Here is a 20962-nt window from a genome sequence, read left to right as displayed (position 1 = left end):
AATTAAAAATCAAACTTATATAACACATCAATCGCTTGATTATTTCCAGATGTCACTTCTAAATAAAATTGTGAACACAAAGAACAACGTATAGTTATTGTTGTCAATAAATCAAAAATACTAACTCCATATTTGATTTGTACACCAGGGGCAATATATCCGCTTAACGCAACTAACGGCGCAACAATAATATCTTGAGTATTTAATGTCAAATCTTGAACACCGAATATCTTTCCTATTTTATTAATAAATTTTTCACTATTCCTAACGCTTGCTCCAATTAATAAAGAAGTTACTATGTTCGTATCTGTATTAAAAAATATTATATTTCTAATTCCACCCAATGCATATGATATTACTTTGTTCTGAGAAAGAGATGACGAGTTAGAAAAAGTTTCTATTTTGAGTTGACCAAAAATACCCGTGATACGCATGCCAGCCATGCCTCTATTTTTAATATCAGACGGATCACAAATAGCCTCAATATCAATATATGGTTGATTTATTGCTCCAGAAAATAGTAATTGTCCTTTTTTTACTATTAAATTTTGACCATATACTTGAAAATGCCCAGAGAGCATACCAATATGCCCTGTTAATACCAAATGATTTTTATCATATCCAATTTCTAAATTACCCCTTAATTTCGCACATAAACCCAATCCATTAAAATTCACATCATTACCAAGATATACATTAACATTAGAAGAAACAGAAATAGATAAATTTTTAGAACTATCTAAAATAGGTTTAAAATTATCATCTAACAGAATTTCCTCAGAGGAAATTCCTACTATATTTTTTAAATGTTCCTTCACTTTAATGTAAGCCCAAGGGATTACTACGTTCCCGTGTATATGAATTTTTTCTGAAGTAATCGTACAAGTAATATCAGGAGATATTTTCATTTTTATCTCTGGAGATATACAAAAATTAACTTGATTCCCTCGTATTTTAAAAAATGCACGCATACTACTAACAGAATCAAAATTAATAATTTTACCATTTAAATATAACTTACATCCATTATCTGTATCTATTGCTCCATTTAATACAGCATGATCTCCAAAGAATCTCATAAATACTTGACCATTTTTAAAAAAAAATGGTGTATCAGGTTTATTACAATTAAAATTTTGTAATTGAGCTATACCATAAATTTTTAAACGATGTTTATGCGCATAAAAGTGGATATTTAAATTTAACAATCCATTTAAAGGTTCTTTTAATGAAATCAATGAATTACAAAAAGACACTAACGGAACATTTTGAATCTGTACATGTCCTGTTATTTTAGATGTATTATGTAATGTAGTTATTCTGAATAGTCCATGATTGTGATCATCATTTCCAATATTCATGAGCCACTTACAATATGTAGTAGTTTGAGTGAATATAATTTTCGTAGTTATATTATTTATATTAATAGGAGCAACTCCTGATTCTGCAATAGCAGACTTGATGTTGATCTGTTTTCCTATAAATGAAATTGTACCTCTTGGTAATAACGTTCCTAATATCCAATGACAATTCATACAATATATACGAGCACTGTGTATATTTATTGATTCTGGCAATAAAATTCCTAAAGAAACCACATTACAACTCTTAAACAAATCATTCACTTTATTCAAAATATTTTTTTTTAAAATATTAGGAACAGGAATAACACAATCAATGATTTCCCAACAATGTGTATCTACAATAATTTTTCGTGTCAAATATTGATAAGTAAGAACAATATCTTGCATTAATTTCCACGTTCCTGTTGAAGTAATAATACTCGTTTTATCAATCCTACTATGCCAAGTTTTATGAAAAAAATCCAAATTACCACACAATTTTACTTGTCCGGATAACATATCTCCGTATGCCATGAATTTTAAATAATGTTTTTTAATATTACCTTGTCCTTGCATAATCAACTGATGAAACGATAAAATTCCATACCTTATCTTGTCTGCTTGAATAAAAATTTTGCTTTGTGTAATAGAATCACCAAAAATGTCGCCATTTACAATAATCTTATCAATATTCAAGTTCCTATCGCGCCAGCACAAAGAACATGCATTAATACTCAACTGCAGCCTAGGTCTAATAGGATATCTAACAGGTCCGTATAATTTAAATTTTCCATATACACTACCGGTTAATCCAGATGCGATTACGTTGCAATCTGGCGCTACCAGCGTAATATTAAAAATAGAATCTTTTTTTAATTCTTCTTTTATTTCTAATATATTAGATCCCCATTTAATTAATAACGTGGGTATTTTCCATGTACCAGTTGAATTGCTATATAATGCTCCTATACATGAGATATTCTGATCTCCTATAATCCCATTGAGATTTAAATCAGACACTGTTATATCCCAAGTCTTAGAACATACATGCCCCTGCATTGTGATATTTCCCGATAATTTGATAGGACGCTTTAACCATTTTTGAGAAAAATTAATTTTATTTAATACACATATACTATTCCAACTAATCATGTCCCTCCAATTAATAACTCCCTGAATATCTAGATATTCATCTAACACAGTTACTCTTAATTTAGAAATAGAACAACCATCAATATCTCCATTAACGTTCATAACTACGCGCGCTAATGGAAATTTAGCACTACTCAATCGAGATGTTACTTGGATACAATAACTTCTTATTTCACCATTTAAGCATAAATCAATTTCTTCCACTAAATAGTCATTCTTTCCTAAAAAATAAAGTGGTATTTTTCTACCAACCACAGACATATTTATGGGCGTACCAAATTTCATTATCTTAGTTTTTAATAATACATGTACTGTAGAAATGACACCTAAAAAATCAAAAGAAAGACATATCTCATTATATAATTCTCCTGAAATAACTAATTGTATCTTTCTTGTATCCTTATTGTCTATATTGACAGAATTTCTGATAATATTAGTAATATTACACCAAATATAATTAACTACTATATTGATTGGGTAATACTCTTTAAGCATTATATTAGCTCTTACATTAAAATAACCATCCGATAATTTAACATTTAGTTTTATACTTGCGGACTGATTACATAAATATGCTTGTAAGCAAAAATCATCGATAATATAATTATTATTATTATCAAAAATATAAAAATTATTTCCTTTGACATTCTCTAAATTTATATTTATAGGAATATTGAAAGTAGGTAATGTTATTGATAATTCATTGGAGAATAATTTTAACAAATTCTTCATATTCCATTGATCAATATATCTATACATGCCTATCATATTAGGTTCGATATTTGATATATTAATATCGAAAAACTTTAAAACCGCTCCTTTAATATTTGTGGGTAAAAATGTCAATAAATTATCTTGAAATGTTAATCCAGTATCCAATTCCTTTAATTTAAACACGTTATTATTTAAATTAATACGAACATTCTGTAATACCACATTTTTCAATGTTACAGGAAACATAAGGAAAAAAATATTATCTATATTTATCCTTTTGTATTTTTTATGTCTTTTATTTGTCGTATCATTTTTTTTAATTTTTATGCAAACATTTTCTAAAAAAAGATGATTAATATATATTTGTTTACTCCATATATATTTTAGATTTAAAAAAATATTACATTCATCAACATCAATTATACCGATCGACGTTTCATATACTACATGAGTTATATTAAAATTTCCCCAATTACCAGAAACAGAATCAAATGTTAATCCAGGAATACAATATCTAATTCCCGTAAAAATTAAATATGTTCCCATATTAGTACCTAACAAAAACATCAAAACTCCACATATCATTGATGTCAACAACAATAAAACAGCACAGATTTTCTTTATAAAAATCATAAATCTGGTCCTAAATTAACATACAGATACAAAGAATGACAATTTATCCTTCCTCTATGCATTAACGGAGTTGCTACATCTAATTTGATCGGACCTATTGGTAATTGCCAACGCACTCCAATACCTATACCGGATTTAAAATTATTCCATCTAATATCATTAGTAACTTCTCCTGCGTCTAAAAAAATAACTCCCCACCATTTACTAACCATATTATATTGATATTCAAACGTAGTAGTGATTAGTTTAGTGGCAATATCTGTAAAACATTCAAAATTATCATAAGGATATAAAGATTTATATTTATATCCACGAATACCATTATCTACACTGGAAAAAAATCGTGACATTAAACCAATAGATGAAAAATTATTAATACCTATCCAACTTACATTCCCACGCACTAAAACACGATGGTTTTTTAATAATGTTCGAATCCAAATATTTTGCGCTTGCACAGCAATAAAATTGATATCTGATTTCCAGTAATCATTAGATACATTGATTGAATAACGCTGACTGTCTCCCCAATATGGCATTATTTCACCACGTTTACGAATACGATATATACTTATTCCTGGATAAATTAACATTATATTTTTAGTAGTATGATTATTATCATAATGATTAAAGTGCCAGTGCAGATTAATTGAACGTTGCCACTTACGGGAACAATTCCAATAACGAGCTATGTTTATACTCATAACACTAGACTGAATATTATGTATATCTTCATGTATTAACCCTCCTTGTAATAAATAATATTGTTCTAATGGATTATTAAAAATTGGAATTTTATAACTTAAATCTATAATTTGTTCTAACGTAGATAAACTAAAATTACTTTCTAAACTATGCCCATGCGCGTTAATCCACGGTTTTTTCCAAATTATTTTAGTTCTTAGACCTGTGTCAATAGTATAACCAGATCCTGTTGCAAAATTATTTTTTGCACAAGGATACAGCAAAACATCTAATGTTAATTTTTTTTTTGTTGACAACGTATATAATCTGAAGAAATCGATATTGATTCAAACCAATTAGTAGAAGAAAGCCGACGATTTAATTCTATAACAGATGTGGCACTATAACGCTCTCCTGAACGTATATTAGATATATTTTTTAAATAGTTTTCCGTAATTTGACTACCATGGAATTTAATGCTTTCAAAAAAGTAGCGTTGGCCGCTATAAAAATCTATATTCCAAATACTTTGGCAACGAGAAGGTATAACAATAAGTTGACTACTTTGGAGTTTAGCATCAAAATATCCTTTAAATAATGCCAAATTATACAGTTTATTTTTAAACTGTTCATAATCATTATGATTTAATCTTTTTCCGATAAAAGATTTGCTATCTTTTATTATTTGTTGATAATCAACGTCTTTTCCACCATCTCCCCGTATGATAACATTTACCTCAGTAACTATAATTGGAGCTCCAGGTTCAACTTTAATAACTAGTAAATCAGATTCTTTGTTTAAAAACTTAACAGGAAAAAAAATCAACGTAGGATCATAATAACCTAAAGGGCGCAATCCAGCTCTAACTGCGTTATCTATTTTTTTTTTCAAATCTGAATCTACAACTCTTATATTAGAGCATGTATCAAACAATTTTTTACGTACATTATAATCTAATTCATTATTTAATCCTTCTATTCTTAAACTAATATCACTATTACATATTAGCGGCACACAGAAATAAACAACCAAACACAATCTCATTACTATATACTTTCGCAGATCCTTAAACATATATCGAATCCTTGACTATATTAAAGTGTTAATAAAAACAATATCAATATATCATTCATTCATATAATATGTTTATCGAAATAACCTACACAAGAATCTTTCATTTTTTTTAAGATCTATTAATGTAATATACATATTTATTAACTTTTATAACATACAACCTTTCTGGCCATACCACGTTAATAATTTATAACTAATAATTATGTGAATAATATATGACATAAAATCTATACCGACCCATACTTTTACAAAATGACACATCAAACGCTTTGCGCTATATTCTCATATAAATTATTGATATATTAGTAATAACTTGTATAAATAATACTACAGATTAAAATTTAAACACTGAAATCATTATTTCATATGAATCACATATATAATTACAATATAATATATATGATCATCAATATGATGCGACTTGAAAACCTGGATTTAAAAAAGATTTATTGATATTTTTATAATGCAAAGGATTGCCATACCAATCATTAACAATAGCACCGGCTGTTCTAGCTATCACATGCCCGGCAGCTGTATCCCATATTTTAGTACAAGAAAATCTCGGATAAAACTGAGCCATACCTTCTGCTATTAAACAAAACTTAAATGATGATCCAATATTAACAAGCTTATAGTTCTGTAATTTTTTTAAATAACTGCACAAGTTTTGTTGATTGCAACAAATATTACTACGACTCATTACTACGATTGGATAACTAGATGTACTTACTGCAATATTTATACGTTCTCCTTTAGTATTAATTTTCCATACTTGTCCATTATCTGCCGCATATAAAAGATCATATGCAGGAACATACACCACCCCCATAATAGGTTGGCCATATTCAATAAAAGCAATGTTAACAGTAAATTCACCATTGTGCAACAAAAAATCCCTAGTTCCATCTAAGGGATCTATTAACCAAAAACAAATTCTATCTCTACATTCCTGCCATTTAGTAATATCCTCTTCGGATAAAATTGGAATATCAGGTGTCAAATTTTTCAACGAATGCACGATAATCCTGTGTGAATATAAATCAGCATTAGTTACAGGAGACTTATCTAACTTTTGGTATGCATCTAACCTCACGCTCCCATTATAAAACCTCATAATTTCTGATCCAGCTTTACGAGCAATACAACTTATTTTTCTAATCATTCCATACTGGAATATCATAATATATATCCTACTAAATTTTTATGCGATACATAACACAAATTCATACACACAACACGTAAGTAATATATTGATAAAAGATACACTGGATTTTAAACAGTCATGTATACTATGATGATTAATTGAAATAAATGACATAAATTTTTATTTGTATCTCTATACACGAATATATATATGCCTCACACTTTTAAATTATAATCAATAAAGATCCATAAAATTTTTTTTCAACAAATATATAAAACTATTTACTATATTACTCATAACTATTTATTATTAGGCATATCGCCAAGGATAATAACGTTTATATTAGCAAAAATCTCATTATAAATATGAATATTTATGTTATATGTACCAATAGTTTTCAATACATCATGATTAGGTAATCTAATCTGAGATTTAGAAATCTTTAACCCAGAAGCTGTTGTAATAGCAGTAGCTATATCACGAGAACCAATAGACCCAAATAATTTTCCTTCAACACCTGATTTAGCCTTAATAGTAACACTACCTAATTTATTAATTTTATCAGCACAAAATTTAGCCCTGGTTTGAGCCTCTATAACTTTAGTATGCAACTCAAGTTGTTGTTCTTTAAATATTTTAATATTTTCTTTTGTAGCGGACATTGCTTTAGATTTTGGTATTAAAAAATTACGAGCATAACCCGACCGTACAGCAACTTCTGATCCTATATTTCCAAGCTTATTAATATTATTCAGCAAAATAATCTTCATTTTTTGATTTCCGTTATAATATGCAAAAACACATGAATCCACAAAATTTAAATAATTACTTATGATGATCAGTATACGGGAGTAAAGATAAATAACGCGCTCTCTTAATAGCACGCGCTAACTGTCTTTGATATCTTGCTCTCGTTCCAGTAATTCTACTTGGAATAATTTTTCCACTTTCTATAATAGAATGCTGTATTGTAACAAGATCCTTATAATCAATATAAATACATTTTTCCGCTGTAAACCTACAAAATTTACGCTGACGTACAAATCGACCCATAGCTAACTCCATATTTATTATACATATGCATATAAAATTCACTAACTTATCACAATTACTATGTGCCGTTTTTCCGTCAAACGCAAAGCAACACATTCCTATACTTTCAATCATCGCGCATAACTAAAAAATCATAAATAACTCAATTAAACAAACACATTATGAACATATACTTAAATCAACCACCAATACATTTTCTACTTAAGCACACATATATATATCATATATGTTTTCTACTATGTACTCCTTTTCTTACATAACACCCTTAGTTCTCTTCTTTCTTTTGCATCATAGGAGATGGATTAGTTTCTGCATATTTAGTACGTATAATCATACTGCGGATAATAGTATTATTAAAACGAAAATCATCACTCAATTCTTTAATAGTACTTTGAGATACTTCTATATTCAATAAGACATAATAAGCTTTATATAATTTTTTAATCGGATATGCTAATTGACGACGTCCCCAATTTTCTACACGATGAACCTTACCACAAGCACTCATCACAATTTCTGTATAATGATTAATTACACTAGATATTTGCTCACTAAAATCAGGATGCACCATAAAAACTATTTCGTAATAACGCATACTATATTCCTTTTATTACTAAAATCTTTCACTTTATTGAAACTAACAACATTCTGAAAAATGATAAGATATTTATATTATTTATACGTTCTACCTCTATATAAACTTTATTTGAAGTAAATTCTGAAAATATCAACCTTCTACGATAAATAATTAATACCATATCATATAATATTGATTATCACTATTTATATTTCTCACGTTGTCTTAATGCTTCAAATAAACATATCCCCGCAGCAACTGAGACATTAAGCGATGTAGCACTGCCTAACATTGGGATAGTAACTAATTCATCACAATTTTTCTTAGTCAAGTAACGAATACCATTTCCTTCAGAACCCATTACAAAAGCTAATGGCCTAATTAATTCACTATTGAAAATAAGACGTTTTGATTGCATCACAGTACCAATAATCCAAATATTATATTTTTGAAGTAATCGCAATGTCCTAGTTAAATTAGTTACCTGCATAAAAGGTATATTATCCACGGATCCACTAGCTACTTTTCTAACTGTGCCATTTAACCGTGCCGAACGATTGCACGGCACAATAACTATATCCACCCCAGCTGCATCTGCAGATCGTAAACATGCTCCTAAATTATGAGGATCAGTAACTCCATCTAATATCAATAATAATGGTGTAGTTTTACATTCCATTAAAAAATTCGGCAAATCATTTTCTTTCAGACAACATTTTGAAGTTATTTTAGCTACAATACCTTGATGTAGCGCACCTTGAGATTGGATATCTAACTGTCTACGACTACATTTTTTAATGCTAATGTTACATCGTTTTATCTGATCAATTAGCAATTTTAAACGCAAATCTTTAGATTTACAAACAATATGAACAGATAAAATTCTATTTGAATAATGATCTAAAATAGATTGTACGGCATGTATACCATATGCTAATTCGCTCATCTCATTTATTAAATGATTATTTATTCATATAATATTGAACTAATTTTAACAGTAATTTACAAAAAAATCATTACAAAAACTATGAATTTTAATATTTTTAATTTATCATTGCACAAATAGTATTTTTTTATAAAAAGGTATCAATTTCCTTATATTAATCAGGAATCAAAAGGATTATGCAATACTATTATTGCGGAGCGCTCTGAACCAGTAGAGATAATATTTATAGGCACTCCAATAATTTCTTCTATGCGCTTAACATAATACTGTGCTTCCTTGGGAAGTTTCTGAAACACCGTGATACCTGCAGTGCTTTTCATCCATCCAGATAATGTTTCATATACAGGCTCTAAATTTTCTAATTCTTCCAAAAAACATGGAAAATTATGTATTACTTGTCCGTTTCTCCTGCGATATGCGATACAAATTTTTACCTCTTCTAAACCATCTAAAACATCAATCTTTGTTAAACAACATGAAAGGAAAGAGTTAATCTTTACAGAATACCGTACTGCTACCGCATCAAACCAACCAGTGCGACGACGGCGTCCAGTAGTAGAACCATATTCATTTCCATTAATACATAACTGCTTACCTATATCGTTTGACAATTCTGTGGGAAAAGGGCCAAATCCAACACGAGTAGAATACGCTTTTACAATACCTAAAACACAATCAATATAACTCAATCCAATCCCTACGCCAATACTTACACTTCCAGCAATAGTATGAGCAGATGTCACATAAGGATATGTTCCATGATCAACATCCAACAAACTACCCTGCGCGCCTTCAAATATAACTGAATCGCCTCGTTTTAAAGCATCATATAATAATTCAGGCACATCAACAACCATATCTAGTAATATATCAGAAACTGACATCACCTCATCTAAAATCATCTGATAATTAATAGGCTGAGTCTTATAATAATGAACTAATTGAAAATTATAGTAATTTACTACATCTTTTAGTTTATTTTCAAAATTTTTTAAGTCATATAAATCACTCACTCGTAACGCACGTCTCGCAACTTTATCCTCATGAACTGGTCCAATACCACACCCTGTAGTACCAATAGCTTTAGAAACCTGATTACTCTCTCTCACCAAATCCATTGCTACATGATAAGACAGTACCAAAGGACAAGATGCGGAAATAAATATACGTTTACGTGTAGACACACCCGACAATTGTAACATTTCGATTTCTTTTATTAAAGACATTGGCGATAATACAACGCCGTTAGCTATAATAGTAGTAACATGATCGTGCAAAATTCCAGATGGAATTAAATGTAAAGTAACTTTTTTTTGATCTACCACTATAGTATGGCCAGCGTTGTGCCCCCCCTGATATCTCACTACATATTGAGCTTGGGGAGTTAACCAATCAATTATTTTCCCTTTACCTTCATCACCCCATTGAGCTCCTAACACCACAACATTTCTAGCCATTTCTTATATCACCTATTAATCTGAATAACTATTTCAATATAGATTAAATACATATTTTCTATTCCGAATATCATATAATGATATATATTCCACTGCATCAAACACAGTAAATGATAGCCACTTAGAATATATAAACAACTTTAATACATAATCAATGATGAATACTGGTGGTACTTTTCGATGATTTCATAAAACGTAAAAAGTCGGTTTCTTCGCTTAACACCATAAGATCATTATTGTTTTTCTTAAAACTATTTTCATATGCACGTAAAGTACGTACTAATGCATAAAATGATGGGTCTTCATTAAAAGTCGTGGCGTATAATTTAGCAGTTTCTGCATCAGCTTCGCCTCGAACAATTAAAGATTGACGTTTTGCCTCAGCTAGAGTACGTGTTACCTCATAATCTGCTGTGGCACGTAATTTCTCTGCCTCCTCTCGTCCTTGAGATCTATGACGCCTAGCGACAGCATCACGCTCCGCACGCATACGCTGATAAATTGCATCAGATACTTCTGTCGGCAAATTAATTTGTTTAATTCGCACATCTACTATCTCAATACCCAATGCGGCCATACTATTCGGATGGACTATATCAGAAACACAATGTCTTTTTTGTGTTGACATATCATTATTTTTTAAATAAAAATTAAATTTTTTAATGTTATTGAAACGCAATTCTTCCGGCACTTCCTCCCCCGAGGTACCATTGTTTAATGATGCACGTACATCAGTCATTAATTTATTTCTTGAATCTGTCACAATACCTTGCACATTTAATCTTCCTAATTCTGAACGCAAACGATCGGAAAATTTTCGTTTTATCAATACTTCTGCTTGAGCAATATCACCCCCCCCTGTTGCTAAGTAATATCGACTCAAATCGCTAATACGCCATTTAACATAAGAATCAATAATTAAATCCTTTTTTTCCATAGTAACAAATCGATCTGCTTGATTATCCATGGTTTGAATACGTGAATCTAAAATTTTTATTGTCTCAATAAATGGAATTTTTATATGCAATCCAGGATTATAAATTAATGGATTATTATCTGGGTCACGCAATACTTTACCAAAACGCAATATAATACCTTTATGTCCCTCTTCTATAGTAAATAAAGAAAAAAATAACATTATTGCTATACATATAACAAATGAAAAAACATTTCGTATCATCTACGACTCTCTCCCTTTACGCGCAATATCAACACGTTGTATATTGGCCTGTCTTTGATCTAATACTTTCTCTTTAGGCATAGTATTTTTACGGCGAGCCAGTTGACTACTTTTCGATATTAACTGTGAGTTATTAACATTAGCATCATTAGTATCACATATTTGATTGATATTAAAAATATCATCAGTATTGTCAATGTTATCATCAGTATAGCCAACTTTATTGTTATTATCTTTAATCTGTTTTATTTGATTCGAAGGCAACAACAATACGTTCTGTGTATTTTTTGAATTTACAAATATTTTTCTAGTATTACTTAATACACGCTCCATAGAATTTATATATAGTCGCTCACGAGTAATTTCAGGAGCTGCTTTATATTCTGGCAAAATTTTAGAAAATCTTTGTACCTCTCCTTGTGCTTCCAAAATAGTGCGTGCTTTGTACGCACGACCTTCTTCTAAAATACGTTGAGCATGCCCATTAGCGCGTGGTTGTACCTCATTGGCATAAGCTTCAGCCTCACGAATATATTGCTGTTCATTTTCCCGAGCAGCAATAGCATCATCAAATGCCGCTTTTACCTCTTCTGGAGGACGAGCTGTTTGAAAATTTACATCTAATAAAGTAATGCCCATATTATAAGGGTATATCGTTTTCTCTAAAACTCTGCGGGTATCACTACGTACCACCGTACGTCCTTCTGTTAAAATACGATCCATATTATATTTTCCAATAACCCCACGCAAAGCACTATCAGTAGCTTGCCGCAAGCTATCATCAGCATCAATGACGTTAAACAAATAATTTTTTGGTTCAGTGACACGATACTGTACATTCATTTCTACTCGAACTACATTTTCATCTGAAGTTAACATCATCCCAGAAGCCGCTAATTCACGTACTGATTCTACATTTACTGGAATAACAACATCAAAAAAAGTAGGTTTCCAATTTAATCCTGGTTGCACTAAATGATGATATTTTCCAAATCTCAAAACCACCCCACGCTCTGCCTCTTTAATCGTATATAAGCCGCTAATAACCCACGTAAAAACAACAACAATTAATGCTAACATTATATATAAGTTTTTATTTTTATTAAATTTTTTTGAATCTTTATTTTGATGGCTAAATATATTTAACTTATCAGTTATTTTATCTAAATATTTATTTGAATCTAACATATTCAATTCAGATTTATTCTTATCTGTAGAAGAAAAACGATCTACATCATTCTTATCATGATGCCCCCATGGATCATAGATATACTTATAGTTATTGAAATAATTACAAACCATATTTTCCTCGCACATTACATGAATCATCTACACTATTCTTCTCATTCTAAAAAAATTAAACCACATAATCTATCAATAATTTATTATTTTTTAATAAACGACACCAATCTGCAGAAGATAAATGTATTTTTAATCTAATATAATTATGATCTTCAACCCAATATTGTGTCACAACTTGTAATCTATACAATTTCTGACATAAATCGTCATTTATACGCATTCGTAATTCATAAGTAACCATATCATTTGATAGTAATTCATTAATAGATTTCATTAATAAAGAAATACCTAAATTGTTTTGAGCTGATATCCATACTCGTATTGGATATCCATCATCATCTCGATCAATACGTGGTATTAACTTCTTTAATTGATCTATTTTATTCATTACCAAAAGCATTGGAATTTTATGAACGTTTATATTACTCAAAATATAATGTACTGTATTAATATTCTTTTCAAGTCTTTCATCGGCAACATCAACAACATGTAATAATAACGTTGCTTGGATTGTTTCTTGTAAAGTTGCCTGAAAAGAAGATATTAAACTTTTCGGTAAATTTTGAATAAAACCAACTGTATCTACTAATAAAATATTATGCGCCCCTTCATATACAATACGTCTGCATGTAGGGTCAAGAGTAGCAAACAATTTTTTGGCTGTATAAACATGTGACGCGGTCATTGTGTTAAACAAAGTAGATTTTCCAGCATTAGTATATCCTACTAAAGAAACAGTAGGCACTCCAATTCTAAAACGATGACGCCTGCTCTGATTTCGCTGATTTTCTATTTTTTTTAAACGCAATAAAATTTGGGTCATCTCTTTACGCAATAAACGACGATCGCTTTCTAATTGCATCTCTCCTGACCCCCCCCGTAAACCAATGCCTCCTTTTTGACGTTCAAGATGACTCCATTCATGCACTAAACGAGAACTTAAATACCGTAATTGAGCTAATTTAACTTGTAATTTACCCGCATATGTACGCGCACGTCGTGCAAAAATATTTAGAATGAGCTGATTTCTGTCAATTATCTTACATTGCAATAAACACGTAAGATTCCGTTCTTGACGAGGAGATAAAATACAATTGAACAACACAACAGATACAGAATGATTTTGAATCATTTGTTTTAATTCTAATACCTTTCCATTTCCAATGAAATATTTAACATTACAAGTCTTACAATGACTGGTCAGTCTATCCAAAATCCGCATTCCTGCTGCAGATGCCAAAGATAAAAATTCCTGTAAATTAAAATTTTTATCCTCTTTTTTTTTAGAAAAAAAAGTATCAACTAAAATAGATAGATCGCTAGAATCATCTAAATCACACAATTAAAAGTACTCCACAAATAAATTATACATATACGCAAATTATCTATAATAAAATTATCAAACACTTTATAATATACTATACTTAATAATATTTGATAAGATTAAATTTAATACCTAATCATACGTAAAAAATGAAAATTTATGAAACAAACGATCAGAACTCAGTTTTATTACTAGTGTGACTCACATAATATGTGACAATACGAGACGGTACAATAATAGATATTGTTATATATATAAATCATTTGATTCACTGTATTTTTAAGCAACACCACAAATTTATCAATAGACTCAATCCCTTCTTACAAAATTTAATATCATTTTTTAAATAAACAAAAACCAAGCACACCCATCAGTGTAATGCGCCGCAATAGATCTTATCTACAATTAAACTATATTTATTTTTAAACCTCCTTAAAAAAAATTAATTTTTTATTATTTCAATAATATAAAATATTAGATAAATTACAATTTAATTTTTTCAATTTCATATATCAGATACATTTTTAGTTAATATCTTCGATATATTATCGATTGCCATAGATAAACTATCACTATCTAACCAATTTAAATTCGGCCATTTACGTAACCAAGTTAATTGACGTTTCGCAAGTTGTCGCGTAGCACAAACTCCTTTTGTTATCATCTGATTATAATTGATATTACCAGATAAATATTCCCACATCTGACGATAACCAACACAGGAAATCGATGATTTTACTTTTTTTGTATGCAAATCAGCTCGATTAAATAACTTGATAACTTCATTTTCAAATCCAATATCTAACATTCTATGGAAACGTTGTTCAATTCGATTATTCAATAGATCACGGTTTGCAGGAACAATAGCAAATTGATGAAATCGATATTTCAATTTTTGAGTAGTGATTAATTTTAATTCTGCCCGTGTTTTACCAGAAATAAAAAAAATCTCTAATGCTCGAATTATTCTCCTGTGATCATTTGCATGAATTTTACTTGCCGAAATAGGATCGATACGTTTTAATAAATCGTACATATTGATCCATCCTATTTTTTGTGCTTTATATTCTAAATCATCACGAATTTTTTGATTAGTTGCTGGTAAAAAAAGCAATCCTTCTAATAAAGTTTTAAAATACAACATTGTTCCACCAACCAACAAAGGTGTGTATCCAGATTTTGTAATTTTTTCCATCTCATTATTTGCATCTAAATAAAAATCTGCTACTGAATAATATTCAACTGGATCACGAATATCTATCAATTTATGTGGGGCTAGCTTTAATTCTTCAGCAACAGGCTTAGCTGTACCGATATTCATACCACGATACACCAAAGCTGAATCAGCACTAACAATATCTATTTTTAATTTCATTTTTTTTAAAGCTATAGCTAAACTTGTTTTTCCAGAAGCCGTAGGGCCCATTAAAAATATAGCTAATGGCCGATGTTCAATACTATTCTTTCTCAACTGATTTAAAAAAATTAAAATATCATTATTTTAATCATTTCTAGAATTTATCAAAAACTTCGATTATTTCAAGAAATACGTTAACTCTTATATATAAATGCATTTAATTGATATTAAAATAATTGCATGAAAACCTCGTATAATGTGATCATTTATTTGAAAGAATAGTATTCTTCTGATTCATTAATTCTCAATAACACATGGTTTTTGATCTCATCAATAATCTAACAATTTTTTTGGGCTATTATAAAATAAGAACGCAAACCTTTGTATAAAGCATTAGCGATTTTTTCTTGATATCCATTGCTAGCAAGCAGAAACTCTTCCTTTGCATTACTAATAAATCCAGTTTCTACTAAAATAGACGGAATATCAGGAGATCGTAATATCCCAAAACTAGAATACTCAGGCACTTCCTTATGCAAAGAAGTAATATTTTTTAATTGATATAATACATGCGCTGCAATATCATACCCAACCCGTTGAGCGTAACCAAATTGCAAATCTAAAACTAAATGATTAAAATACGGATCGCTACGATAATTAGTTAATATATCTCCTAATCCACCCAATAACTCTGAATGTTTTTCACTGCATTGCAACCAATGTATCATTTCAATTTTAGCGCGACGATTCGATAACACCCAAACTGACGCCCCTCTAACATTAGTGTTTAAAGCAGAATCTGCATGAATAGAAATTAATACATTTGCCCCTCTTTTTCGAGCTAAATTAGAACGTTCCATAACCGATAAAAAATAATCTCCATCACGGATCATAATAGCATTAAATCTTGGATCTGAATCCAATAATATTTTCAATTTCTTAGCTATATTAATAGTAACATTTTTTTCGTATATTCCTCGGCGCCCTGTAGCCCCCGGGTCTTGTCCTCCATGTCCGGCATCGATAGCTACAATAATAGGAGATAATGTCTTTCTGCGATTCTGATTTTTTATAAATTGTGCATCTATTATTTTCTTTGGATTATTCATTACTTGGTTTGAATGAACATGAATTTTATGATGTGTAATAGACGGCACCTTACTAGTATTTACATCAGTTGCAGCAAATGATTTTTTTTTCAAAACTACTAATATAATACGATAATTTTCTTTTATTTTCTTTTGAGTTACTGTTCCTATATTTGAAGGACAAGTTAAATCTAATACTATACGTACGCTATGATGATTAACAGATGTATTCGAACGAATACATCTCACTAAATTAGTGCCATTAAAATTTATTGGAAATACATTTTTTTGAACTTTAGATGTATTTAGCAGATCTATTACAATCCTTTCCGGGCTATGTAAATAAAACACCATATACACAGGAACAACAGTGCTGTCTAATATCACTGTAGCTTGATTTAGACCATTGGTAATAGAAATTGAACTAAGAGCTGACGCTATAACTGATTCAACACACAAATATTTTAAAAATATTATTACGAAAATTATTTCGTATTTCAACTTCATGTATCTATTTTCCAATATGCTAATAAAGCATCTCGCATCTTGTGACCTAAATTACTAAAAGATTCTATAATTACTTGCCTGGATTCTTGACGCTTATGATAATTTATCGTCACTGAAATATCTTCTTTTGGTAAAATGCCCATTCCTCGTTTCGGCCACTCTATTAAGCATATAGTACGACCGTCAAAATAATCTCTGATACCCATACACTCAAGTTCTTCTGAATAAATTAATCGATAAAAATCGAAATGACACACACGCCAATGTGCCAAAATATAAGATTCAACTAAGGTATAAGTTGGGCTATTTACATGGTCAACATGTCCTAATTCACGCAAAAATCCTTTACAAAAAATGGTTTTTCCTGACCCGATACAACCATTTAAATAAATTACACAACCTTGAACGCAAACAGAAGCGAATTTAGCGCCTAATAATAGGGTTTGAGATTCATCAGATAATACTAATACATATTTCTTCATCATTAATATAATTAAAGCGTCTTATAGACGATATAAATATTTTATTTGATAAATAAAAAATAAAAACTTTTAATATAATCGCTTATTATTGAATTATTTTTATATATACATAAATTTTATATTTCATATAACAATTCAACACACACCAACACACCTATATAAACTAAATCAAATTACTATTAGATTAACAATAACAATACGCACATATTCAAAAATCAATTTTTACTACTATAAACCATATCATCAAAGCATCGATTTTTTTTTAGATCGATATATAATACATCTATACAAAATAATAAATATCAAATCAAATTTATTAAAAAAACACATATTATCAGTATTTTTATGAAATCAACAGACAATAACTCATAATTTATATTTATATCAATTACTCAACTCATTTTATCTCCATACTAATAAACACGATTTACATATTTGATGATATCACAACTCATGATTTATATATAATTTACCGCACTTAAACATATTAATGCCATGCCTCTTTTAAACTAAATTAAAATAAATATATGATATAATCATCAACAATATCAAAACTTAAATACTAAAATGGAGCGGGAAACGAGACTCGAACTCGCGACCCCAACCTTGGCAAGGTTGTGCTCTCCCAACTGAGCTATTCCCGCTTACTAAAAATAAAAATGAAACATCATCGATCCTGAGTAGTTCTAGATATTATTCCATCAATATTCAATAATTAAAACTTATACTAACATCCTTATTTGTAATAATATCCCTTTATATTTTAAAATAATATATATATTAAGACATTATACTATATTATAACTGTATAAAATTTTTACGATAATACATTAATTCTGCAACAGATTCACGAATATCCTCCAATGCACAATGAGTTTTATGTAGTCGTAACCCGGATATCAAATCCGGTCTCCAACGAATCATTAATTCTTTAAGAGTACTGACATCTAAATAATGATGGTTAAAATATGACTCTAATTCTGGCATATACCGAAATAGAAATCGACGATCCTGAGCTATACTATTTCCACATATCGGTGATTTTTTAAAATCAACCCAATTTCTTAAAAATTTTATTGTTAAATTAGATGCGCTAATCTCATCTAATTTACTAGATCTTACCTTATTTAATAAACCAGTAGCGCTATGAACACGTATGTTCCAATCATCCATTAATAATAACTGATGTTCAGATTGATGTATTGCTATAACAGGGCCCTCCGATAAGATATTCAATATGTTATCGGTAACTAAAGTAGCTATTTCTAAAATACGATCTTTCTCTGGATTTAATCCAGTCATCTCTAAATCCACCCATATCAGATTATTATCACGCATACAACCCCACTTACTCTACATGATTGAATCTCACTGTAACAAACAACATGATCATAATGCCTGCATTTTTATTGATATTGTTCTAATTCTAAACTAAATTTTAGTAAAACCTATCACACATCGTTTGCACACATCACCAACAGGCATCAGTCATACAATTTTTAAATTGTATGACTGATGCTAGCACATTCTATAAACACGCATCAAATATTATAAACAAATCAACGCATTATTTTAATAAAATTGCACAATTTATTACTTACAAATTTCATTTCTATAATTTTACAAAAACCAACAAAATTGATTATCAATCAACCACAAACTAATTGTAACTATAGTTTATAACATATAGTATTTAATTACTAATAGTTGCTTCTTGTCTCCAATTTAACATAAATTCATAAATTACAAATAATTCAGTACACAATCACAGTTATAAACAATTAAACTTCGTATATCCTTAAAATCAAAAAAAATATATAATTAACAAACATTATTGTTCATAATTTCTTTGCGACAATAAACTTAACTGTGTTTCTAAGTGGAACCAAAATAACTTTTACATACTTTTACACGATTAATAACATATTATATGTTATATTAATATCCAAAGAAATATGCATTTCCAACAAAAACTAATAATAAAATACATAATTTAATCACTATAATCATTAGTTAAAATTAATAATCTAAATTAGGCACGCATTATGTTAGAAAAAATACAGATTTTACTACAGTACTTACTACCAAAATACTGGATTACTTATTTGATAGGATTGGTAGCCTCATGGAAAGGTGGATGGATAACACGTTATGCTATTCTGTTATTCATTCGTATCTATGAAGTAAACATGAAAGAATCCGATAAACCTAATTTAACCGATTATGCAACATTTAATGCATTTTTTACCCGAAAATTACATAAAAATGCTCGACCTATTGATACCAACTCATCTACATTAATTATTCCAGCTGATGGGATCATCACTCAAATAGGTAAAATAAACCAAACAAATATCTTTCACGTAAAAAACGTTCCTTACCATTTAGATGGATTATTAGCAGGTCATGACAAAATCATTGACTATTTTAGTAATGGAAGTTGCGTTGTGATTTATATACCCCCACAAAATTGTCATCGCATCTACATGCCTTGTACGGGGACGCTTCGGGAAGTCTTATATATACCTGGTGATTTATTTTCAGTACACCCAAAAATCACTAAAAACATACCTAATATCCTTTCCCGTAATGAAAGGGTAATTTGTGTATTTGAAACAGATTTTGGTTATATGGCTCAAATTTTAATTGGGGCTATAGTAGTAGGGAGTATTGAAACCACATGGTTAGGCACAGTTACTCCGCCACGAGAAGGCGTTGTCAGACATTGGCGTTATCCATCATCAAAAAACCATACACATACTGATGATAATTCAATTGTATTACAAAAAGGAGATGAAATGGGAGTATTTAAACTAGGATCTACTGTTATTAATTTATTTGATGGCAAAAAAGTTACTTTAAATAATCTACTACAACCGCACGATATCGCTCGCATTGGAATGCCTCTAGCACAAGGACATAATCAACAAAAATAACCGCACGC

17 protein-coding genes, 1 tRNA gene and 1 pseudogene are annotated in these 20962 nt (G+C 29.6%); 1 reads left to right on the top strand and 18 read right to left on the bottom strand.

Annotated features, from left to right (window positions below; all coding sequences use genetic code 11):
* Positions 1-2: 2 nt before the first annotated feature.
* The 18 genes and pseudogenes from tamB to orn form a co-directional block, all read right to left on the bottom strand.
* Entirely contained in the window at positions 3-3842 is a 3840-nt protein-coding gene (tamB, locus tag Bamer462_RS00465) for an autotransporter assembly complex protein TamB (protein WP_500837752.1), read from the bottom strand.
* A complete protein-coding gene (locus Bamer462_RS00460; protein WP_500837751.1) occupies positions 3839-4843 on the bottom strand; it encodes an autotransporter assembly complex protein TamA in 1005 nt (334 codons plus the stop codon). The genes tamB and Bamer462_RS00460 overlap by 4 nt, the downstream gene beginning before the upstream one ends.
* Positions 4822-5541, bottom strand: coding sequence for a POTRA domain-containing protein (locus Bamer462_RS00455; protein WP_500837750.1), 720 nt, complete (start codon positions 5539-5541; stop codon positions 4822-4824). The genes Bamer462_RS00460 and Bamer462_RS00455 overlap by 22 nt, the downstream gene beginning before the upstream one ends.
* A 466-nt stretch (positions 5542-6007) precedes the next feature.
* Complete coding sequence (gene cysQ, locus Bamer462_RS00450) at positions 6008-6763, bottom strand: 3'(2'),5'-bisphosphate nucleotidase CysQ (protein ID WP_500837971.1); 756 nt, start codon at positions 6761-6763, stop codon at positions 6008-6010.
* A gap of 281 nt (positions 6764-7044) precedes the next feature.
* Entirely contained in the window at positions 7045-7515 is a 471-nt protein-coding gene (gene rplI / locus Bamer462_RS00445; RefSeq protein WP_500837749.1) for a 50S ribosomal protein L9, read from the bottom strand.
* A 55-nt stretch (positions 7516-7570) separates the two neighbouring features.
* Positions 7571-7798, bottom strand: coding sequence for a 30S ribosomal protein S18 (rpsR, locus tag Bamer462_RS00440; RefSeq protein WP_500837970.1), 228 nt, complete (start codon positions 7796-7798; stop codon positions 7571-7573).
* 265 nt (positions 7799-8063) lie between these two features.
* Entirely contained in the window at positions 8064-8393 is a 330-nt protein-coding gene (rpsF, locus tag Bamer462_RS00435) for a 30S ribosomal protein S6 (protein WP_500837748.1), read from the bottom strand.
* Between the two features lie 184 nt (positions 8394-8577).
* Positions 8578-9321 carry a 23S rRNA (guanosine(2251)-2'-O)-methyltransferase RlmB gene (gene rlmB, locus Bamer462_RS00430; protein WP_500837747.1) on the bottom strand — a complete coding sequence of 248 codons (744 nt, stop codon included), beginning with the start codon at positions 9319-9321 and terminating at the stop codon, positions 8578-8580.
* Positions 9322-9479: 158 nt separating this feature from the next.
* Positions 9480-10778, bottom strand: a complete 1299-nt coding sequence (locus tag Bamer462_RS00425) for an adenylosuccinate synthase (protein ID WP_500837746.1) — start codon at positions 10776-10778, stop codon at positions 9480-9482.
* Positions 10779-10929: 151 nt separating this feature from the next.
* Entirely contained in the window at positions 10930-11958 is a 1029-nt protein-coding gene (gene hflC / locus Bamer462_RS00420; RefSeq protein WP_500837745.1) for a protease modulator HflC, read from the bottom strand.
* A complete protein-coding gene (gene hflK / locus Bamer462_RS00415) occupies positions 11959-13260 on the bottom strand; it encodes an FtsH protease activity modulator HflK (protein ID WP_500837969.1) in 1302 nt (433 codons plus the stop codon).
* Positions 13261-13315: 55 nt separating this feature from the next.
* On the bottom strand, positions 13316-14602 hold the full coding sequence (gene hflX / locus Bamer462_RS00410; protein WP_500837744.1) for a ribosome rescue GTPase HflX: 1287 nt from the start codon (positions 14600-14602) through the stop codon (positions 13316-13318).
* 154 nt (positions 14603-14756) lie between these two features.
* Positions 14757-14942, bottom strand: a pseudogene (locus tag Bamer462_RS00405) (RNA chaperone Hfq); the annotation flags it as partial.
* A 147-nt stretch (positions 14943-15089) separates the two neighbouring features.
* Positions 15090-16010 (bottom strand): tRNA (adenosine(37)-N6)-dimethylallyltransferase MiaA, encoded by a 921-nt coding sequence (gene miaA / locus Bamer462_RS00400; RefSeq protein WP_500837743.1) that lies wholly within the window; start codon positions 16008-16010, stop codon positions 15090-15092.
* Positions 16011-16279: 269 nt separating this feature from the next.
* On the bottom strand, positions 16280-17536 hold the full coding sequence (locus tag Bamer462_RS00395; RefSeq protein WP_500837742.1) for an N-acetylmuramoyl-L-alanine amidase: 1257 nt from the start codon (positions 17534-17536) through the stop codon (positions 16280-16282).
* Positions 17533-18021: a tRNA (adenosine(37)-N6)-threonylcarbamoyltransferase complex ATPase subunit type 1 TsaE gene (tsaE, locus tag Bamer462_RS00390; RefSeq protein WP_500837741.1), complete on the bottom strand. Its 489-nt coding sequence runs from the start codon at positions 18019-18021 to the stop codon at positions 17533-17535. The genes Bamer462_RS00395 and tsaE overlap by 4 nt, the downstream gene beginning before the upstream one ends.
* Positions 18022-18586: 565 nt before the next feature.
* Positions 18587-18662: transfer RNA gene (locus Bamer462_RS00385), tRNA-Gly, on the bottom strand.
* Positions 18663-18816: 154 nt separating this feature from the next.
* Positions 18817-19356 (bottom strand): oligoribonuclease, encoded by a 540-nt coding sequence (gene orn / locus Bamer462_RS00380; protein WP_500837740.1) that lies wholly within the window; start codon positions 19354-19356, stop codon positions 18817-18819.
* A 707-nt stretch (positions 19357-20063) separates the two neighbouring features.
* Between orn and asd the strand changes: the two genes are divergently transcribed.
* Entirely contained in the window at positions 20064-20954 is an 891-nt protein-coding gene (gene asd / locus Bamer462_RS00375; protein WP_500837739.1) for an archaetidylserine decarboxylase, read from the top strand.
* Positions 20955-20962 lie beyond the last annotated feature (8 nt).

This window comes from Candidatus Blochmannia americanus (nom. nud.) (assembly GCF_059934915.1).
The sequence above is the reverse complement of the archived record's forward strand: the minus strand, read 5'-3'. Positions and strand labels throughout refer to the sequence as shown.

What these genes read in the sequence shown, in the direction of transcription:
- tamB (WP_500837752.1), bottom strand. Translation starts at nt 3,842, where the DNA reads ATGATTTTTATAAAGAAAATCTGTGCTGTTTTATTGTTGTTGACATCA.
- cysQ (WP_500837971.1), bottom strand. Translation starts at nt 6,763, where the DNA reads ATGATTAGAAAAATAAGTTGTATTGCTCGTAAAGCTGGATCAGAAATT.
- rplI (WP_500837749.1), bottom strand. Translation starts at nt 7,515, where the DNA reads ATGAAGATTATTTTGCTGAATAATATTAATAAGCTTGGAAATATAGGA.
- rpsR (WP_500837970.1), bottom strand. Translation starts at nt 7,798, where the DNA reads ATGGGTCGATTTGTACGTCAGCGTAAATTTTGTAGGTTTACAGCGGAA.
- rpsF (WP_500837748.1), bottom strand. Translation starts at nt 8,393, where the DNA reads ATGCGTTATTACGAAATAGTTTTTATGGTGCATCCTGATTTTAGTGAG.
- rlmB (WP_500837747.1), bottom strand. Translation starts at nt 9,321, where the DNA reads ATGAGCGAATTAGCATATGGTATACATGCCGTACAATCTATTTTAGAT.
- Bamer462_RS00425 (WP_500837746.1), bottom strand. Translation starts at nt 10,778, where the DNA reads ATGGCTAGAAATGTTGTGGTGTTAGGAGCTCAATGGGGTGATGAAGGT.
- hflC (WP_500837745.1), bottom strand. Translation starts at nt 11,958, where the DNA reads ATGATACGAAATGTTTTTTCATTTGTTATATGTATAGCAATAATGTTA.
- hflK (WP_500837969.1), bottom strand. Translation starts at nt 13,260, where the DNA reads ATGGTTTGTAATTATTTCAATAACTATAAGTATATCTATGATCCATGG.
- miaA (WP_500837743.1), bottom strand. Translation starts at nt 16,010, where the DNA reads ATGGGCCCTACGGCTTCTGGAAAAACAAGTTTAGCTATAGCTTTAAAA.
- Bamer462_RS00395 (WP_500837742.1), bottom strand. Translation starts at nt 17,536, where the DNA reads ATGAAGTTGAAATACGAAATAATTTTCGTAATAATATTTTTAAAATAT.
- tsaE (WP_500837741.1), bottom strand. Translation starts at nt 18,021, where the DNA reads ATGATGAAGAAATATGTATTAGTATTATCTGATGAATCTCAAACCCTA.
- orn (WP_500837740.1), bottom strand. Translation starts at nt 19,356, where the DNA reads ATGCGTGATAATAATCTGATATGGGTGGATTTAGAGATGACTGGATTA.
- asd (WP_500837739.1), top strand. Translation starts at nt 20,064, where the DNA reads ATGTTAGAAAAAATACAGATTTTACTACAGTACTTACTACCAAAATAC.